Source organism: Duganella paludis (assembly GCF_054461335.1).
In genome coordinates this window covers 2,133,981-2,153,507 of the sequence record NZ_CM136922.1, presented here as the reverse complement: position 1 = coordinate 2,153,507, position 19,527 = coordinate 2,133,981, and the positions used below count along the sequence as shown (strand labels likewise).

Below are 19,527 nucleotides of genomic sequence, written 5' to 3'. Positions count from 1 at the left end.
ATGGCGGCGCCGGGAGGGACTTACTTCAGTTGTTCGCGCACGCGGGCGATGGCCTGGCGCACCTGGTTGGGGGCGGTGCCGCCGACGTGGTCGCGCGCGGCCACCGAGCCTTCCAGGGTCAGCACGGCAAACACGTCGTCGCCGATCAGGTCGGAGTAGGCGCGCAGTTGCTCCAGCGTCATTTCGGCCAGGTCGATCTTGAGGTCGTCGCAGGCGCGCACGGCGTGGGCCACCGCTTCGTGGGCGTCGCGGAACGGCAGGCCCTTCTTGACCAGGTAGTCGGCCAGGTCGGTGGCGGTGGCGTAGCCCTGCAGCGCGGCCGCGCGCATATTGTCCGGCTTGACCGAGATGCCGCCGGCCATGTCGGCGAAGATGCGCAAGGTGTCGACCAGGGTGTCGACCGTGTCGAACAGCGGTTCCTTGTCTTCCTGGTTGTCCTTGTTGTAGGCCAGCGGCTGGCCCTTCATCAGGGTCAGCAGGCCCATCAGGTGGCCGAACACGCGGCCGGTCTTGCCGCGCGCCAGTTCCGGCACGTCCGGGTTTTTCTTTTGCGGCATGATCGAGGAACCGGTGCAGAAGCGGTCGGCGATGTCGATGAAGCCGACGCGCGGGCTCATCCAGATGATCAGCTCTTCCGACATGCGCGACACGTGCATCATGATCAGCGAGGCGGCGGCCGTGAATTCGATGGCGAAGTCACGGTCGGAGACGGCGTCGAGCGAGTTGTGGCAGACGTCGTCGAAGCCCAGCGTCTGGGCCACGCGCAGGCGGTCGATCGGGAAGGTGGTGCCGGCCAGCGCGGCCGCGCCCAACGGCAGGCGGTTGACGCGCTTGCGGGCGTCGGCCATGCGCTCGGCGTCGCGGCCGAACATTTCGACATAGGCCAGCATGTGGTGGCCGAAGGTGATCGGCTGCGCCACCTGCATGTGGGTGAAGCCGGGCAGGATGGTGTCGGCGTTCTTTTCGGCCAGGTCGGTCAGGGCGCTGCGCAGCGCGTGCAGCAGGGCCAGCACGTCGTCGATGGCCGAACGCACGTACAGGCGGATGTCGGTGGCCACCTGGTCGTTGCGCGAGCGGCCCGTGTGCAGGCGCTTGCCGGCGTCGCCGACCAGCTCGGTCAGGCGTTTTTCGATGTTCAGGTGGACGTCTTCCAGGTCGAGCAGCCATTCGAAGCTGCCGGCGTCGATTTCGGCGCCGATCTGCGCCATGCCGCGCTCGATCTCGGCGCGGTCGGCGGCGCTGATGATGCCTTGCGCGGCCAGCATTTCGGCGTGCGCCAGCGAGCCCTGGATGTCGGCCTTGGCCAGGCGCTTGTCGAAGAACACCGAGGCGGTGTAGCGTTTGACGAGGTCGGAAACCGGTTCGCTGAAGCGGGCCGACCAGGCTTCGGCTTTTTTGGAGAATTGTGCAGTCATAGTCAAATAGTGTGGGTGCGCGTAGGATCAACAGCGATTATAAACCGCGATCTGCACTAAAATACGTCAACCTTGTCTTTTTGATTATGGAAAACATGAGCAAGCTGCACATCAGCACCGACCGCGAGGCGCTCGACGTCCCCCTGATCCATACCTTCCTGAGCGAGCGCTCGACCTGGGCCATCGGCATTCCGCGCGCCACGGTGGAGCGGGCCATCACCAATTCTCTGTGTTTCGGCGCGTATCTCAATGGCCGGCAGGTCGGGTTCGCCAGGGTGACCACTGACCGCGCCACCTTCGCCTATCTGGCCGATGTGTTCGTGGTGGAGGAGGAGCGCGGCAAGGGCATCGGCAAGGCGCTGCTGGAGGCGGTGCTGGCGCATCCGGACCTGCAGGGCTTGCGCCGCTTCATGCTGGCCACCAGCGACGGCCACGAACTGTACGCCCGCTACGGCTTCACCGCCCCGTCCCGCCCGGCAACGCTGATGGAACGCTACTTCCCGAATATTTACGCGAATTGATGATGTTGACCAGGGAGGAGGCGCCGGCGATCCCGTATAGGGGTTGCGGTGCTCCTCCCGCGTCAATGCCTCGTTTTGTCTCGTTTTGCCTCGCGAAATGCCTCGTTTTCTTTCGCACGCACAGAACTTCCCTCTGGGGCGACGGTCTAAATGTAACAAACGAGGCATTCGAAGAGGCAAAATGAGTACAAACGAGGCATTCGCCGTGGAGGTACACCCAAGGGTATATACGGAACTGTGCGATGCGCTATGGAAGCAGCGCGACTTGCGCGCGCCGGGCGATATCGCCACCATCGCCATCAAGGAATGGCTGGCCCGCAATACCGGCCGTCCGGTGGAACGCGGCTATCAATGGAAACAGCTATTCTTGCCGCACGGCACACGCCTGCGCATCACCCACGCGCGTGTTTGCCACTACGCCCAAGTGGAAGGCGACCTGCTGATCGCCGAAGGAAAAATCGTCACGCCGCGCAGCTGGGCCAACCAGGTTTGCGGCGGCGTGCGCAACGCCTGGCGTGACATCTGGATCAAGCGCCACTACACCGAATTGTGGATGCGCGCCAGCGACTGGCGCACCGGCGAAATGGCCAACCCGCGCCGGCCGGCGGTGGAACGGCGGCGGCATGCGCGCCGCCGCCTCGATTGATGGCCGCGGCGCTATCGACTACCTGGACTACCTGGACTACTGCCAGTTCATCAGGCACGGCGGCACCAGCAGCGCCAGCGCCAGCACCGCGTAGATCAGTTGCAGCGGAATCATCCACTTGGCCCAGGTGATCCATGGAATGCGCGCCAAGGCCAGCACGCCGACGGTGATGCCGGAGGTCGGGATCATCGGCGTGGTGAACTCGCCGAATTGGAACGCCAGGATCGCGGTCTGGCGCGTCACGCCCACCAGATCGGCCAGCGGCGCCATGATCGGCATGGTCAGCGCGGCCTGGCCGCTGCCCGAATGGATGAAGAAGTTGATCACGGTCTGGATGCCGAACATCTTCCACGCCGCGAACACCGGATGCGCCGACTGCACCAGCGGCATCAGCTCATGCAGCATGGTATCGATGATGTGCGCATCGCGCGCCAGCACCAGGGTGCCGCGCGCCAGCGCGATCACCAGCGCCGTGCCCACCAGATCGCGCGCGCCCTGCATGAAGCCCTCGACGATCTGGGTCGAATCGAGCCGCCCCACCAGCCCGATGACGATGGCCATGGTCAGGAACAGCGCGGCGATTTCATCGATATACCAGTCGTAGTGCACCACCCCGGCCACCATCACCACCAGCGCGCCGGCGAAGATCCACAGCACCAGCTTGTGGCGCGCGGTCATACCGTGGAAGTCGGCCACGCCGCCCGCCGGCAGGTCCTTGCGCTTTTCCAGGTCCAGCGCATAGGTCGGGCTGAGCGCGGGATTCTTCTTCACGCGCGCCGCGTACCACATCAGGAACAGCACGGTCACCGTGGTGGCGATGGCCCACACGATCAAGCGGTAGCCCCAGCCGGAAAACACCGGCACGCCGGCGATGCCCTGGGCGATGCCGACATTGAAGGGATTCAGAAACGCCGCCGAAAAGCCCACCTGCGAGCCAAGGAAGGGAATCGAAACGCCGGTCACGGTGTCATAGCCCAGCGCCAGCGCCAGCGGCACGAAGATCAGAATAAACGGTATGGCCTCCTCGTTCATGCCGAAGGTGGCGCCGCCGATCGAGAACATGGTGACGAACACCGGAATCAGCGCCTTCTGGATGAAGACCGAACTTTCGTGCGCCTTGGCCAGCGACTTGATCATCGAGTCGATGGCCTCGGTCTTTTGCAGCACGGCAAACGCACCGCCGACGATCAGCACGAAGCCGATGATCTGGGCGGCCTCGACGAAGCCCTTGATCGGCGCCTTCATCAGCGCCACCAGTCCCTGCGGCGCGCTGGCGATGTAGTGGAAGCTGTCCGGGTTGATCAGCTGCTTGCCGTTGACCAGATGCGTGTCGTACTTGCCGCCCGGCACCAGCCACGTTGCCGTGGCAATCAGCGCCAGAATAATAAACAGCAGAACAAAGGTATGCGGGAGTTTGAATTTTTTATTAGTCATCATGCGCTCAGCAGGTCGCCCTCACGATAAGCCTTGGCGCCGGCGACCTTGCCGACGTTCATGCCGCGGATCACATGGCGGTGCGCGCTGCGCGCGAAGAACACGCCGTCCACCGCCGCGCGCAGCACCGTGGTCTCGCCGCTGACCGGGTCGATCAGGTCGGCCAGCGCATCGCCGGCCGCCACTTGCGCGCCCAGTTCGCGCGTGTAGATCAAAATGCCGGCATGCGGCGCGTACACCGGCTCCACGCCTTCGAGCGGCGTGGCCGCGCACAGCGGCGCCGGCAGCACGGCGGCGGCGGCCTGCGCGGCGGCGTCGCCCGCGTGCAGCACGCCTTGCAGCGTGAGGAATTGCAGCAGGCCCGCGGCGTCCTTGCGCGCCAGCTCGTAGCTGACCTCCATCTCGCCGCGCAGCTCGACCGTGGTCGACAGGCAGGCCGGCGGGATCGGGAACTGATGTTCAAAGTGCTTGTCGAGATCCCACCACAGGCGGCTGCAGGCTTCGTCGAACGGTTCGCCGCCGGCCTCGAACGCCAGCAAGGTGGCGTGCGAGCCGAGGATGGCCGACAGCGGCGCGATGGCCTCGGCCAGCGGCGTCCCGGCATAAATATGCAGCACCGCCTCGTTGTCGCAATGCAGGTCGAGCACGATGTCGGCGTCGATCGCCAGGGTCATCAGGGTTTTCTTCAGCGTTTCCGCGTCGGTGGCCGGCTTCCAGTCGGCGATCGAAGCGCGTGCGTGCTCGCGGATCAGCGCCACGTTGGCGGCCGCGTCCTGCGTCAATTTGCCTTCGAGCGACTTCTTGAGGTCGTTCGCCACGTGCTTGTAGGCGCGGTTGAAGTTGACGCCGGTGGTCAGGTCGAAGCGGCCGAAGGCGGCGCCGTGGATGGCCTGCGCCAGGCCGATCGGATTGGCCGCCGGCACCAGGATGATCTCGCCTTTGATCTTGCCGGCCGCCTCCAGCGCCGTCAGCTCGGTGCGCAGGAATTGCGCCACCAGCATGCCCGGCACCTCGTCGGCGTGCAGCGAGCCCTGGATATACACCTTCTTGCCGGCGCCCGGCGTGCCGAAGTGGAAACTGGTGAGCGCATACGCGGCGTTGGCGTGCGCGCCCGAGAGCGGATGAGTGATGGCTTGCATGGCGTGCCCTGCGTGTTCGTAAAGCATTGAGTATGTAGCACTATTTTCACAAAGTAAATCGTCCACTGGCGAAAGGCGGCGTGCTTTCTTGAGTTTTAGGCTACATGTGCGTACAGTTAGCTGAAATGAATTATTTACATATCGAACATCGGGGAGAGAATATGGGTGCAATGCGGAACATCACCATGCGGCGCGCGGTGCGCCTGGCGCTCGGCGCCGGCCTGGCGGCCGGCGTCTTCGGCCTGTCCGGCCAGGCGGCCGCCCAGAGCAACGACAGCGCCGTGGCCGCCGTGCCGGCCGCGCCGCTGCCGCGCGTGGAAATCACCGGCTCGGCCATCAAGCGCATCGAGTCGGAAACCGCCTTGCCGGTGCAGGTCATCACGCGCGAGGAGATCGACAAGGTCGGCGTCACCACCGCCAGCGAAATCCTGGCCCGGCTGTCGGCCAACGTCGGCGGCCTGACCGACGGCGTCTCGATCACCGACGGCAAGGACCAACGCGGCTTCAACAGCGCCAACCTGCGCGGCATCGGCACCTCCTCGACCCTGGTGCTGCTGAACGGCCGCCGCATGGCCAACTTCGCCTCGCCCGGCGACGACACCGGCGTCGACCTCAACAACATCCCGGCGGCCGCCATCGCCCGCGTCGAAGTGCTGCTCGACGGCGCCTCGGCGCTGTACGGCACCGACGCCATCGGCGGCGTGATCAACTTCATCACGCGCAAGGACTTCCAAGGCGTCGAAGTCAACGCCTACGGCCTGAAAACCCGCGAAGGCGGCGCCGGCAAGCGCACCGCCAGCCTGACCGCCGGCACCGGCGACCTGTCCAAGGACGGCTACAATGTGTTCGCCGTGCTCGACTTCCAGCGCACCGACGCCCTGAGCACGGCCCAGCGCAGCTTCATCAACGACCTGCACATCGCCGAGCGTCTGCCGCACCTGCTGTCGGGCATCACCTCGCCGGCCAACATCCGCCTCACCAGCGGCCAGCGCGACTACCTGAACGACCACGGCTTCACCCTCAACGGCAAGCCGCTGACCAACCGCACCATCAACCTGTCGATCCCGACCTGCTCGGCCCCGGCCAACGTCTACCTGCCCAACGGCACCGGCGGCGTCGACGCCTGCACCTACAACTACATGGGCGACACCGAGCTGTATCCGAAATCGGAAAAGGCCAACCTGCTGTCGCGCGGCGTGCTGCAACTGAACAGCGAGAACCAGCTATACGCCGAAGTGGCGCTGAGCCGCTCGAAAACCTGGTACGCGGCCTCGTCGGCGCGCATCAACGGCGTCTACATCGACTACAGCCGCATCCCGGCCCTGGCCGGCTACGACCTCGGCGGCGAGGAGGCCGGCGACGACGGCGAAGTCGAGCTGCGCCTGCGCCTGAGCGAGGCCGGCCGCCGCACCTCCGAGCTGATCAGCGAAAGCCAGCGCTACGTGCTCGGCTGGACCGGCAGCCACAACGGCTGGGACTACGACGTCGGCTTCAACCACAGCGTCAACGTGGTCAAGGACCGCGACACCCACGGCTACCTGCTGCGCGACAAGCTCGAAGAAGGCATCCAGAGCGGCCTGATCAACCCGTTCGGCCCGTCCAGCCAGGCCGGCCTGGACTTGATCAACAGCATCCAGGTCAACCAGGAAGTGCGCCACGCGCGCGGCACCATGGACTCGCTCGACGGCAAGCTGTCGCACGCGGTCGGCACGCTGGCCGGCGGCGATGCCATGCTGGCCGTCGGCGCCGAGGTGCGGCGCGAGAAGACCGACTACAACCCGTCGGCCCTGCTGATGAGCGACAACATCAACAACGACCCGGCGCCCGACGGCGGCCAGGCCACCAGCTACGCGCGCAACGTCAAGGCGGTGTTCGGCGAACTGCTGCTGCCGCTCACCAAGCAGATCGAAGCGCAGGTGTCGGCCCGCTACGACCACTACCAGGTGGTGGGCGGCGCGGCCAGCCCGAAAATCGGCCTCAGCTACATGCCGACCAAGAGCATGCTGTTCCGCGCCTCGGCCGGACGCGGCTTCCGGGCGCCGTCGATGACCGACCTGTACCGCCCGATGCAGGTGCGCGGCATGGCCATCCTGCCCGACCCGGTGTACTGCGCCACGGTCGACAACAACTACGCCGACTGCGCCGAGGCGTGGGAGACCCACCGCTACTCGAACCCCAACCTGAAACCGGAGCGCAGCCGCCAGGCCTCGGTCGGCATGGTGCTGCAGCCGAGCAAGCAGGTGATGCTGTCGCTCGACTACTGGACCATCAAGCGCACCGACCTGATCGCCGAAATCGGCGACGACGTGCTGCTGGCCAACACCACCAAGTACGCCGACCTGATCCACCGCGACGAAGACCTGTACATCGAGTACATCGACCTGTACAAGGAAAACCGCGGCGCCCAGAAGGCTTCGGGCCTGGACTTGACGATCGACTACAAGGGCGTGAAAACCTTCCTCGGCAACTTCGGCGGCCGCCTGTCGGGCACCTACGTCACCGATTCCAAGCTGCAGAACGAGAAGGGCGGCGCCTATATCAGTAACCTGGGCCGCTTCGTCACCGACGGCGTGGTGCAGCGCTGGCGCCATTCGATCAACCTGGACTGGGACTACGGCCCGTTCGCCGCCACCCTGGCCAACACCTATTCGAGCGGCTACCAGGACCAGAACTCGGCCATCAACCTCGACGACGGCAGCGTGGTCGCGCCCAACCGCGTCAGTTCCTACTCGCTGTGGGACCTGACCGGCAGCTGGCAGGCGACCAAGGCGATCAAGGTGCGCGCCGGCGTGCAAAACCTGGCCGACAAGGCGCCGCCGTACTCGAACCAGGCCTACCACTTCATTTCCGGTTACGACCCGACTTACACCGATGTGCGCGGCCGCCGCCTCTACGCCAGTGTCAATTACGCGTTCAAGTAATTACAACGCGGTAATTTACACCGCAAGTAATGCGGTTTTAAGCAATTGCTTGGTATCATCTGGCATTGGGCAGGCATCATCGGAAGGGGAACATGAAAGTAACGGGTTTGACGCTGGTGCGACTGGGCATGCGCTGGTGCATGCTATGGCTGCTGCTGGCGGCCGGCGCCGCGCAGGCGGCCACCACCACGCCGGTGACGCCTGTCCCCAAGGTCGTGGTGCCGGGCAAGAGCATCAAGCCGGCCAAGGCGGTGCCGCCACCGAAACCGGTGCTGGCGCCGCCGGCGGGCAATCTGGTCATCATCGGCGGCGGCCTGCGCACCGAGAACGCCGAGGTCTGGCAGCGCATCGTGCAGCTGGCCGGCGGCAAGGGCGCGCGCATCGGCGTGTTCGGCTCGGCCTCGATCAACCCGGAAAACGCGGCCCAGGCCACGGTCAACAAGCTCAACCAGTACGGCGCCCAGGCCTTCGCCATCCCGCTCGGCGTCACCTGGCCCAATAGCGACTACCGCAAGGCCGCCGAAGACCCGGAAGTGGTGGCGGCCATCCACTCGGCCACCGGGATTTACTTCACCGGCGGCGACCAGGCCCGCATCACGCGCGCGCTGGTGCGCCCGGACGGCAGCCACACGGCCGCGCTGGACGCGGTGTGGGACGTCTACCGCGACGGCGGCGTGCTGGCCGGCTCCTCGGCCGGCGCCGCCATCATGAGCACCACCATGTTCTACGACGCCAAGTCCACGCTCGACATGCTGAAACAGGGCGTCAACGACGGCCACGAGATCGCGCCAGGCCTGGGCTTCATCGGCGAGGACGTGTTCGTCGACCAGCACTTGCTGGTGCGCGGCCGCTTCGCGCGCATGATCCCGGTGATGCTGAAGAAGGGTTACCAGGTCGGCCTCGGCATCGACGAAAACACGGCGATGATCGTCAACGCCCGCCGCGACGTCGAGATCATCGGCTACAGCGGCGCGCTGCTGCTGGACTTGTCGGCGGCGATCACCGATCGCGGCATCAAGGGCTTCAATATCTCCAACGCCACCATCAGCTACCTGGACCGGGGCGACAAGTTCAACCTGGTCACGCGCGAATTCACGCCGTCGCCGGACAAGGCCGACAACAAGCTCGACCCGAACCAGCCCGACACGCGCGAGCCGGTCTACACCAACGATATTTTGGGCAACAACGCGGTGCTGGACCTGATGGTCAACCTGATCGACAACGCCCAGCAGGACGCCATCGGCATCGCCTTCGGCAACCCGCGCGACTTCAACCCGGAGCTCGGCTTCGAGTTCCGCTTCAGCAAGACCATCAACAGCGTCGGCTACAGCTCGACCGAGGTCGAGGCGTATTCCGTGCTCAAGCTGCGCATGGACATCCGGCCGATCCAGCTGCAGCAGCCGCTGTACCGCTACCGCTAGCGTGGCTTGAGGTATATTAACGGGACGGCGCCGCAGCATGCGGGCCGTCCCGTTTTTCTTTGGAGCCCGTTATGCGGATGCTGTTCCGATTCCTGTTCCACGCCGCGCTGATGCTGGCCGTGCCGCTCGGCGCGGCCGCCGGCCCCACGGCCGCCAAGCCGGCGCCGACGGCCGCTGCGCCGGCGACGCCCGCAGCGGCTGCAAGCGCGACGAAAGCGGCGACTGCGACGACGACGGCCGGCGCAGCCACTGCGTCCGGCGTAAGCGCTGCGGCGCCGGCCGATGCCGCGCGCGGCGCACTCGTCATCATCGGCGGCGGCCTCAAGCCCGACAACGACGCGGTCTGGCAGCGCATCGTCCAACTGGCTGGCGGTCCCGGCGCCAGGATCGCCGTGTTCGCCTCGGCGGCGGCCGATCCCGCCCCGGTGGCGGCCGCCATCGTCGGCTATTTGAACCGCTACGGCGCCGACGCCTTCCAGATCCCGCTGGCGGTCAAGCTGGCCGACAGCGACTACCGCAAGGCCGCCGACGACCCGCTGCTGGCCGACGCCGTGCGCGGCGCCGGCGGCGTGTACTTCTCCGGCGGCGACCAGGCCCGCATCACGCAAGCACTGGTGCGCGCAGACGGCAGCCGCAGCGCCGTGCTGGACGCCGTGTGGGAGGTCTACCGCAAGGGCGGCGTGGTGGCTGGCAACAGCGCCGGCGCCGCCGTCATGAGCAGCACCATGTTCTACGCGCCGAAAACCGTGTTCGCCACCCTGCGCGGCGGCGTGCGCGAGGGCGAGGAAATCGCCCCCGGCCTCGGCTTCATCGGCGAAGACGTGTTCGTCGACCAGCACTTCCTGGTGCGCGGCCGTTTCGCCCGCATGATCCCGGCCATGCTCAAGAAAGGCTATAAATATGGCCTCGGCATCGACGAAAACACCGCCATGGTGATCGACGCCGGCCGCCGGGTCGAAATCGTCGGCAGCAAGGGCGCGCTGCTGGTCGACCTCACGCGCGCCACCACCGACGCCGCCAGCGCCGGCTTCAACGTCAGCAACGCCGTCATCAGCTATCTCGACCGGGGCGACCTGTACGACCTGAATACGCATATTTTCACACCGTCCGAGGCCAAGGCCGCGGGCAAGCTGGGCGCGCGCCGCGACCTGGTGGCCGACCCGGTGTTCTCGTCCGACATCCTGGGCCGCAACGCGCTGGTGGAGCTGATGGAAAGCCTGATGCACAACCGCCGCAGCGAAGCGATCGGCATCGCCACCAGCGGCCGCAACTCGCCGCTGCCGGAGCTGGGCTTCCAGTTCACGCTGAGCAAAACGCGCGACAGCGTCGGCTACGCGGCGGTGGCGCCGTACAGCACCTCCATCCTGCGCATGCGGCTCGACATCCGCCCGCTCGACATCGGCCAGTCGCTCGGCACGCACTAGGCCGGCCCGCCACCGCCCACCGCCGCCTGGCACCGTCCGCCGCCGCCGCCGCCGCCGCCGCCGCCGCCGTCATTCCCGCGCAGGCGGGAATCCATAGACCGCCTGCGTACCCGCTCAGCATGGGCTCCCGCCTGCGCGGGAGCGACGCGGCGGTTTACAATGGCGGTCACTTTTCAACCGACCGCAGGACTCCCATGATCCGTCACCTTGTCTCGCTGCTCGCGCTGTGCGCCTGCACCGCCTCCGCCCTGGCCGCGCAGCCGGCGACCATCCGCCTCGACTACCTCCACAGCGGCAACGCCCTCGACGAGCACTACGCCATCGAACGCGTGGTGGTCGAACCGCTGCCATGGCCCGGTAACATGGCCCAGACCATCGACACCAGCAATCGCGGCAACAACATGGTCGAAGTGGTGGACGCCAAAACCGGCAAGCTGCTCTACTCGCGCGGCTTCTCGACGATTTTCGCCGAATGGCGCAGCACCGAGGAAGCCGCGCGCACCAATCGCGGCTTCCAGGAATCGGTACGCTTCCCGCGCCCCGAGCAGCCGGTCAAGGTCCGCATCCTCAAGCGCGATGAACGCAACCTGTTCTCGGTGGTCTGGACCGCCGACGTCGACCCCAACGCCATGGACGTGATCCGCAAGCAGCCGCCGGCGCCGGTCAAGCCGATCGGCATCCGCGTCAACGGCCCATCTGAAGACAAGGTCGACCTGCTGATCGTCGGCGACGGCTACACCAAAGCCGACATGAAAAAATTCGAAGCGGCCGCGCGCCGCCTGGCCGACCACCTGTTCGACACCTCGCCGTTCAAGGAGCGCGCCAAGGACTTCAACGTCTGGGCCATCGCGCTGCCGACCAGCGAATCGGGCGTCTCGCGTCCCTCGACCGGCAGTCACAAGGAATCGGCGCTGGGCACCCGCTACGACATCTTCGGCAGCGAGCGTTATGTGCTCACCACCGACAACCGCGCCCTGCGCGAGCTGGCGCAATACGCGCCGTATGAATTCATCGAAATCCTGGTGAACAACGACACCTACGGCGGTGGCGGCATCTTCGGCCAATTCAGCACGGCGGCGGCCGACAACGACTGGGCCAACTACCTGTTCGTGCACGAATTCGGCCACCACTTCGCCGGCCTGGCCGATGAGTACTACACCTCGCCCGTGGCCTACGCCACCGGCGGCGAGCGCCGCGAGCCGTGGGAGCCCAACGCCACCGCGCTGCAAGACCCGGCCAATCTGAAATGGAAAAAATTCACCAAGGCCGGCACGCCGCTGCCGACGCCATGGCCGAAAGCGACCTATGAGACGGCCTCGCGCGCCTACCAGAAGGAACGCGCCGCACTGCGCGCCAACAACCGCCCGGAGTCGGAGATGAGCGCCCTGTTCCACAAGGATCTGCAGCAGAGCAGCGCGCTGTTCTCGGCCGATCCGCACCGCCATGAGGTGGGCGCCTTCGAAGGCGCGAACTACGAAGCGACCGGCTACTACCGGCCCGAGATGCAGTGCATTATGTTCGACCGCAGCGATAAATTCTGCTCGGTGTGCGCGGACGCCATCACCACCATCATCGACCTGTACTCGCAGCCGAAAAAATAATCAGCGCTTGCGCGGCGCCGCGCGGGCCTGCAACAGGTGCGCGCTGGCGCGGCGCACCATGTCGCAGAAATATTCGGCCGCCGGCGTCAACGGCAAATCGCCGCGCCGCACGATGCAGATCGGCGCCGCCGGCAACGGCTCCTTTACCTTGATGATATCGAGCGCATTGCGCGTGATCTCGAAATCTGCCCACTGCACCGGCAGCATCAACAGCAGATCGGAATAGGCGATGGCGGTGATATACGTCAGCGTCGAATGCGCGCGCAGCACCAGTTTAGGCGCCGGCAGCCCATGCTGCGCAAACAGCGGCCCCAGTTCCTCGTAGGCCTTGTGCGTGACCGAGGTGGTGGCCCATTCCGCATCCTTCAAATCCTTCAACGACTTCGCCCCGCTCAGCGGATGGCCGCGCCGGCACATGATCACGCGCGTGTTGTCGAACAGCTTCTCGACGATCAGGTCCGAGCCGGGCGGCAGGTCCGGCGCCGGGCCGATGTAGCAATCGAGCGTGCCGCTCTTCAGCAGCGGCTCGGCGTTGGGGAACACGCCGTCGCGCAAATCCATCACCACGTGCGGATAGCGCGCGCGGAACTCCTTCAGCGCATACGGGAACAGCGCGATGTGCGGCACGGTCGACATGCACACCTGCAGCGTGCCGGCGGTGTCGCCCTGCAGCTGGGCGATCTCCTCGTGCGCGCGCCGCACCTCGCTGCTGATGGTGCGGGCGCGCACCAGGAAGCGCTGGCCGGCCTGGGTCAGCACCACGCCGCGCGCGCCGCGCTCGAACAGCGTCACGCCCAGTTCGTGCTCCAGCTCCTGCATGCTGCGGGTGAGCTGCGGCTGGCTCACGTCGAGGTGGCGCGCGGCCGCGCGCACGCTGCCCTGGTCGGCGATGGCCAGCAAATTGCGGATTTGATGTAATTTCATGGTGATACGATTCTAGTATCACTCGCCACATTTTGTCATCTTTTGTGATCGCTCCCCGCTGGCTAGACTTGGTTTCATAAGAGCTAGCAAGGAGACACACATGCAACAGGCAAGCACATATTCGACCGAAGTGCTGATTATCGGCGCCGGGCCGGCCGGACTGGCGCTGGCGATCGAACTCGGTTCGCGGGCGATTTCCTGCATCGTCATCGAGCGCAATGAGCGCGTCGGCGCCGCGCCGCGCGCCAAAACCACCAACGTCCGCACCCGCGAACACCTGCGCCGCTGGGGCATCGCCGGCAAGCTGGCGGCGGCTTCGCCGCTGGGCCTCGACTATCCGTCCGACGTGATGTTCGTGACGCGGCTGGGCGGCTATCCGCTGGCGCGCTTCGACAACGCCTTCAACTGCGCGCCGGAGCGCAATGCCCTGTATTCCGAACACGCGCAGTGGATTCCGCAGTACACGCTGGAGAAGGTGCTCAAGGAGCATGCGCAAAGCCTGCCCGGCGTGCAGTTCCGCTTTCTCACCGAGCTGGAATCGTTCGAGCAGGATGGGCGCGGCGTGCGCGCGGTGGTGCGCAGCGTGGGCGCAGGTGGTGGCAACGGCGACGGCGGCGGCGAGCGCCGCGAAACCATCACCAGCCACTACATCGTCGGCGCCGACGGCGCCCGCAGCACGGTGCGCACGGCCATCGGCGCCAAGATGGAAGGCAGCTACGGTCTGTCGCGCAACTACAACATCGTGTTCCGCGCGCCGGGCCTGGCGGCCGCCCATCCGCACGGCAAAGCCATCATGTACTGGCAGATAAACGCCGACACGCCTAGCCTGATCGGCCCGATGGACGTCGACGACACCTGGTTCTTCATGCCGACCGGCGTGCCGAACGACTTCAAGGTCACCGACGCCGAAGCGGCGGCGCTGATCCGCAAGGCCACCGGCATCGACCTGCCGTACGAAATCAAGAGCACCGACGAATGGGTGGCCAGCCGCCTGATCGCCGACAAGTACCAGGACCGGCGCGCGCTGCTGGTGGGCGACGCCTGCCACCTGCATCCGCCGTTCGGCGGCTACGGCATGAACATGGGCGTGGCCGACAGCGTGGACCTGGGCTGGAAGCTGGCCGCCGTGCTGCGCGGCTGGGGCGGGCCGGCGCTGATCGGCAGCTATGAAGCCGAGCGCCGTCCGGTGCACCAGCGCGTGATGGACGAAGCGGTGGCCAACCATGCGGTGCTGGGCAAGCAGCTGACGCAGGACGGCAGCGAGGACGACGGCCCGCACGGCGTCAAGCTGCGCGCCCAGATCGGCGCCGCCATCCGCGAGGTGAAAGGGCGTGAATTCAATACGCTGGGCGTGGTGCTGGGCTCCCACTATCACGGCTCGTCCATCGTGGTCGCCGACGACAGCGCGCCGCCGCCGGCGCAGGTGCACCAGGCCACGCCGTCGGCCTGTCCCGGTTCGCTGGCGCCGCACGCCTGGCTGGCCGACGGCAGTTCGCTGTACGACGGCTTCGGTCCCGGCTACTCGCTGCTGGCCACCGGCGGCTGGAACGCGGCCGACCTGCTGCAAGCCCGGCGCGACGCCGCCGACACCGGCCTGCCGCTGACGGTGTGCCAGCCCGGCGCCAATGCCAACAGCGACGCCGCCGCGCTGCCCGAACTCTATCAAGCGCGCCTGGTGCTGATCCGCCCGGACCAGCACGTGGCGTGGCGCGGCGACATCTGGCCGCACGACGGCAAGGCGCTGCTGCGCACCATCTGCGGCTGGTAAGCCGCTTCTCAACTCTCAACTGGAAGACACATCATGAAACTGTTACGCGTGGGCGCAGTCGGCGCCGAAAAACCTGCGGCCCTTGACGCACAAGGCGGCATCCGCGACCTCTCGGCACTGGTGCCGGACCTGACGCCGGAATGGATGTCGCCGGAGCGCCTGCGCGCGCTGGCCGCCATCGACCTGGCGCAGCTGCCGCTGATCGACGCCGGCGTGCGCATCGGCGTGCCGGTGGCCGGCATCCGCCAGTTCGTCGCCATCGGCCTGAATTACCGCAAGCACGCGGAGGAAGCGGGCTTGCCGCTGCCGGCCGAACCGATCGTCTTCACCAAGGCCATCACCTCGCTCTGCGGCGCCAACGACGACATCGTGATGCCGCGCGGTTCCGAGCAGACCGACTGGGAGATCGAGCTGGCCATCGTCATCGGCAGCACCGCGCGCAGCGTGGCCGAAGCCGATGCGCTCAGCTACGTGGCCGGCTACTGCGCCGCCAACGACGTGTCGGAGCGCCACTGGCAGATCCACCGCAACGGCCAGTGGGGCAAGGGCAAGAGCTTCGACAGTTTCGGCCCGGTCGGCCCGTGGCTGGTGACGGCCGACGAGATTCCCGATCCGCAGACCCTGGACATGGAGCTGAGCGTGAACGGCGTGACCAAGCAGGCCAGCAACACTTCCGACATGATTTTCTCGGTGGCGCAGATCGTCTCGTATCTGAGCCAGTTCATGACGCTGCTGCCGGGCGATGTGATCGTCACCGGCACGCCGGCCGGCGTCGGCCTGGGCATGAAGCCGCAGCAGTTCCTGAAGAAGGGCGACGTGGTCACGCTCAGCATCGCGCAGCTCGGCGCGCAGACGCAGCGCGTGGTGTGAGGCCGTCATGAGCGCGCTCCACGCCGTCCATGCCGTCCACTCCGTGCATGAATTTGTTTTCAGCGTCCCGGACCTGCAGGCCGCCGCGCACTTTTATTCCAGCTTCGGCCTGGACGTGCGGCGCGAAGAGGGAGGGCTGGGACTGTACACCGACGGCCATCCGCATCGCTGGGGCAGGGTGCTGGAGGGCGGCCGCAAGAAGCTGTTGTGGCTCACGCTGGGCGTGTATGCCGACGATCTGGCGCCGCTGCTGCAGCGCTGCGCGGAGCGCGGCGTGCTCACGGCCGTGCGGCCGCATGCGCTGGCGCCGGACGGTGTCTGGCTGGCGGCGCCGGACGGCGTGGCGATTTGCCTGCAAGTGGCGGACAAGTGTTCGCCCAGCGTCAAGGCGCCGCGCGAGTTTGCGCCGGAAAGCGGCAACGCCGGCCGCGCGCCGTGCCGCAGCGCCATCCGCCAGGTGCGGCCCACGCATCTGTCGCATATTTTGCTGTTCACGCCGGACGTCGGCGCCGCCGTGGCCTTTTATTGCGAGGCGCTCGGGCTGCAGCTGTCCGACAGTTCCGGCGATGTCATCGCCTTCGTGCATAGCCCGCACGGCAGCGACCATCACCTGATCGCCTTTGCCAAGTCGCTTGCGCCGGGCCTGCACCACACCAGCTGGAACGTGAATTCCTTCGACGCCGTCGGCCTCGGCGCGCAGCAGATGGTGCAGGCGGGTTACGCGCACGGCTGGGGCGTGGGCCGGCATGTCCTCGGTTCCAACTACTTCCGCTACGTGCGCGATCCGTGGGGCAGCTACGCCGAGTATTCCTTCGATATCGATTTTATTGCGGCCGGCGTGCAGTGGCCCGCCGCCGACTATCCGCCCGAGGACTCCCTGTATGTGTGGGGCCCGGAACTGCCGGCGGATTTCATCACCAATCATGAGGTTCCAGTCATGTAATGCAGTGCTTTTAAAACTAAAAACTACGGAGACAAAAAATGAACAAAAAGTTCACAGCAGCGCTGATCCTGTCGGCGCTGGCGCCTGCGGCCGCCCTGGCGCAAGGCAGCAATATCACTTTTTACGGCAAGCTCGATGTAGCGTTCGACAGCGTGCGCTTCTCGGCCGCACCGGGCAAGGCCGCGTCGTCGGCGCGCTATCTTTCCAACGACATTTCCTACTGGGGCCTGCGCGGCAGCGAAGACCTGGGCGACGGCACCCGCGCCTACTTCAAGCTGGAGTCGGGCTTCAGCGCCGACACCGGCGTCAGCTCCGGCGGCAACCAGTTGTTCGACCGCGAGGCGCTGGTCGGCTACGGCGGCAAGTGGGGCTCCTTACAGGTCGGCAGCCAGTACGCGCCCAGCCTGTTCGTGCAGGCGCGCAGCGATCCGTTCGGCCGCAATGAGAACGGCAACGGCATCACGCTGACGCAGCAGATTCCCGGCAATCTGCGCGGCTTCGTCGGCCAACTGCCGCTGAATAACGCGGTACAGTATCTGTCGCCGGCGCTGGAGGGCGTGTCGGTGCGCGTGCTGCACAGCTTTAGCGAGCGCGCCGCCGCGCCCAGGGATCTGGGCGAATTCACCGGCGGCAGCATCGACTACTTCAAGGGCGGGCCGCTGTACGTGGGCGCCAGCTACGAGGTGCAAAAGCTGGCCGGCGCCGTGCCGCTCACTGTCTTGTCCAACAAGACCGCCGCGCTGGGCGCCAGCTATGCCTTCCCGGCGGTGAAGGTGTTCGGCTATCTGATGCACAATACGCTGACCAACGCCGCCACCGTCAACGCGCAGCTGATCGGCGCCAGCATTCCGCTCGGCCTGGCCGATATCAAGACCAGCTACGCGCAGCGCAAGCTGGCCGGCGCCGCCGGCGGCAAGACGAATATTTTCGCGCTCGGTTACTTTTACAACCTGTCCAAACGCACGCAGGTGTATACCTCGGTGGCGCGTTTGAACAACGGCGCCGCCACCAACTTCGGCATCTGGCCCAGCGATAAGACCTATGCGCCGCCGGTGGTGGCGGGTGGTTCCGGCTTGCCGGTACTGGGGCAGGACATCACCAGCATGGAAGTCGGCTTCCGCCACTTCTTCTAAGGAGACCTGACATGGTTGCTCAAACAATGACGCCCAGCGCGGTGATGAACGGCGCGAAGATTTCGAGTCTGCAGATCCTGACGCTGGTGCTGTGTTTTCTGGTGGTGGCGGCCGACGGCTTTGATGTCGCCGCCGCCGGTTATGTGGCGCCGCTGCTCAAGCGCGAGTGGATGCTGACGGCGCCGCAGATGGGGCCTATCTTCGGCGCCGGCCTGTTCGGCCTGGCCATCGGCAGTTTTATTTTCGGGCCGCTGGCCGACCGCATCGGCCGCCGCCGCGTGATCGTGGTGTCGATGCTGTTGTTCGCGATTGGCAGCATCGCCTGTGGTTATGCCAATTCGGTGTCGTCGCTGGTGACGCTGCGCTTCCTCACCGGGCTGGGACTGGGCGGCGCCATGCCGGCCGCGCTGACCTTGTCGTCGGAGTTTGCGCCGGAACGCAACCGCGCGCTGCTGGTGACGCTGATGTTTTGCGGCTTTACATTGGGACTGGCGTTTGGCGGCGGCATTGCCGCGCTGCTGATTCCGCGCTTCGGCTGGCAGGGCGTGTTCTTCTTCGGCGGCGCGGTGCCGCTGTTGCTGGCGCCCGTGGTGTGGTTGCTGCTGCCCGAGTCGCTGCGCTTCATGGCCGGCAAGCCGAAATACGAGGCCGAGGCGCGCTCCGTGCTGCGCCGCCTGACCGGGCGCGATGATGTGCGCCTGGAAGTGGTGGTGCCGGGCGAGCAGGCCGCAGGCAAGGGCGTAGGTGCTGGCGCCGGCGCCGGCGGCACGGCCAGTGTGGCCGCCACGCTGTTCAATTCCCACTACCGCGCCGGCACGCTGCTGCTTTGGCTGGCCTTCTTCTGCACCTTGTGGGTGTACTACCAGGTCAGCAGCTGGCTGCCGACGGTGATCACCGACAGCGGCATCGCGGTGACGGAGGCGGCCACCATCGGCGCCATGATGCCGGTCGGCGGCACCATCGGTTCGCTGATCAATGCGCGCCTGATGGACCGCTACAACCCGTTCTTCGTGCTGACCTGTTCCTATGTGGTGGCGGCGCTGTCGATTGTGCTGATCGGCGCGGCGATTGCGCACCCGGGCTGGCTGTATCTGGCGGTGTTCTGCACTGGGCTGGGATTATCCGGCGCGCAGACCGGCGCCAATGTGCTGGTCTCCGGTTTTTATACGACGGCGGCGCGCGCCACGGGCGTCAGCTGGGCGCTGGCGGTGGGACGGGTTGGCTCCATCGTTGGTTCGGTCACCGGCGGCCTGCTGCTGGCGGCGCTGGCGACCAAGCAGACCGCGTTCATTGTGTTTGCCATCCCGGCGGTGATTGCCGGTTGCGCCATGCTGGTCACGGGCCGGCTTTACAAGGAAGGGAAATGA

The 19,527-nt window shown here is 66.3% G+C and carries 15 protein-coding genes; 11 read left to right on the top strand and 4 right to left on the bottom strand.

Annotation, left to right across the window (positions count from 1 at the left end; translation table 11 throughout):
- Positions 1 to 20: 20 nt before the first annotated feature.
- Positions 21 to 1,415, bottom strand: coding sequence for an argininosuccinate lyase (argH, locus tag ACXZ1M_RS09700; protein ID WP_459052956.1), 1,395 nt, complete (start codon positions 1,413 to 1,415; stop codon positions 21 to 23).
- 86 nt (positions 1,416 to 1,501) lie between these two features.
- Here argH and ACXZ1M_RS09695 point away from each other — a divergent pair, with 86 nt between their 5' ends.
- Both ACXZ1M_RS09695 and ACXZ1M_RS09690 read left to right on the top strand, forming a co-directional pair.
- Positions 1,502 to 1,936, top strand: coding sequence for a GNAT family N-acetyltransferase (locus tag ACXZ1M_RS09695; protein ID WP_459052955.1), 435 nt, complete (start codon positions 1,502 to 1,504; stop codon positions 1,934 to 1,936).
- 181 nt (positions 1,937 to 2,117) lie between these two features.
- Positions 2,118 to 2,582: a hypothetical protein gene (locus ACXZ1M_RS09690; RefSeq protein ID WP_459052954.1), complete on the top strand. Its 465-nt coding sequence runs from the start codon at positions 2,118 to 2,120 to the stop codon at positions 2,580 to 2,582.
- Between the two features lie 36 nt (positions 2,583 to 2,618).
- On the opposite strand, the gene ACXZ1M_RS09685 is transcribed toward ACXZ1M_RS09690, so the two are convergent.
- The gene (locus ACXZ1M_RS09685; protein ID WP_459052953.1) at positions 2,619 to 4,019 is read right to left on the bottom strand and encodes a YfcC family protein; all 1,401 of its coding nucleotides are present in this window, start codon (positions 4,017 to 4,019) and stop codon (positions 2,619 to 2,621) included.
- Entirely contained in the window at positions 4,016 to 5,155 is a 1,140-nt protein-coding gene (locus ACXZ1M_RS09680; RefSeq protein ID WP_459052952.1) for a succinylglutamate desuccinylase/aspartoacylase family protein, read from the bottom strand. The genes ACXZ1M_RS09685 and ACXZ1M_RS09680 overlap by 4 nt, the downstream gene beginning before the upstream one ends.
- Positions 5,156 to 5,325: 170 nt before the next feature.
- Here ACXZ1M_RS09680 and ACXZ1M_RS09675 point away from each other — a divergent pair, with 170 nt between their 5' ends.
- From ACXZ1M_RS09675 to ACXZ1M_RS09660, 4 genes are all read left to right on the top strand, one after another.
- Positions 5,326 to 8,076 carry a TonB-dependent receptor gene (locus ACXZ1M_RS09675; RefSeq protein ID WP_459053990.1) on the top strand — a complete coding sequence of 917 codons (2,751 nt, stop codon included), beginning with the start codon at positions 5,326 to 5,328 and terminating at the stop codon, positions 8,074 to 8,076.
- Between the two features lie 92 nt (positions 8,077 to 8,168).
- Positions 8,169 to 9,497 (top strand): cyanophycinase, encoded by a 1,329-nt coding sequence (locus tag ACXZ1M_RS09670; RefSeq protein ID WP_459052951.1) that lies wholly within the window; start codon positions 8,169 to 8,171, stop codon positions 9,495 to 9,497.
- Positions 9,498 to 9,568: 71 nt separating this feature from the next.
- Positions 9,569 to 10,921, top strand: coding sequence for a cyanophycinase (locus ACXZ1M_RS09665; protein ID WP_459052950.1), 1,353 nt, complete (start codon positions 9,569 to 9,571; stop codon positions 10,919 to 10,921).
- A gap of 194 nt (positions 10,922 to 11,115) precedes the next feature.
- Complete coding sequence (locus ACXZ1M_RS09660) at positions 11,116 to 12,522, top strand: IgA Peptidase M64 (RefSeq protein WP_459052949.1); 1,407 nt, start codon at positions 11,116 to 11,118, stop codon at positions 12,520 to 12,522.
- Here the strand turns inward: ACXZ1M_RS09660 and ACXZ1M_RS09655 are convergent, their stop codons facing one another.
- Positions 12,523 to 13,446, bottom strand: a complete 924-nt coding sequence (locus ACXZ1M_RS09655; RefSeq protein ID WP_459052948.1) for a LysR substrate-binding domain-containing protein — start codon at positions 13,444 to 13,446, stop codon at positions 12,523 to 12,525. It abuts the gene before it with no gap.
- Positions 13,447 to 13,546: 100 nt separating this feature from the next.
- On the opposite strand from ACXZ1M_RS09655, the gene ACXZ1M_RS09650 reads away from it, so the two are divergent.
- The 5 genes from ACXZ1M_RS09650 to ACXZ1M_RS09630 are packed head-to-tail and all read left to right on the top strand — an operon-like array spanning position 13,547 to position 19,527.
- Positions 13,547 to 15,214 carry an FAD-dependent monooxygenase gene (locus tag ACXZ1M_RS09650; protein WP_459052947.1) on the top strand — a complete coding sequence of 556 codons (1,668 nt, stop codon included), beginning with the start codon at positions 13,547 to 13,549 and terminating at the stop codon, positions 15,212 to 15,214.
- A 33-nt stretch (positions 15,215 to 15,247) separates the two neighbouring features.
- On the top strand, positions 15,248 to 16,084 hold the full coding sequence (locus tag ACXZ1M_RS09645) for a fumarylacetoacetate hydrolase family protein (RefSeq protein ID WP_459052946.1): 837 nt from the start codon (positions 15,248 to 15,250) through the stop codon (positions 16,082 to 16,084).
- A 7-nt stretch (positions 16,085 to 16,091) separates the two neighbouring features.
- Positions 16,092 to 17,027 carry a VOC family protein gene (locus ACXZ1M_RS09640; protein WP_459052945.1) on the top strand — a complete coding sequence of 312 codons (936 nt, stop codon included), beginning with the start codon at positions 16,092 to 16,094 and terminating at the stop codon, positions 17,025 to 17,027.
- Positions 17,028 to 17,065: 38 nt separating this feature from the next.
- Positions 17,066 to 18,160 carry a porin gene (locus ACXZ1M_RS09635; RefSeq protein ID WP_459052944.1) on the top strand — a complete coding sequence of 365 codons (1,095 nt, stop codon included), beginning with the start codon at positions 17,066 to 17,068 and terminating at the stop codon, positions 18,158 to 18,160.
- 11 nt (positions 18,161 to 18,171) lie between these two features.
- A complete protein-coding gene (locus tag ACXZ1M_RS09630; protein WP_459052943.1) occupies positions 18,172 to 19,527 on the top strand; it encodes an MFS transporter in 1,356 nt (451 codons plus the stop codon).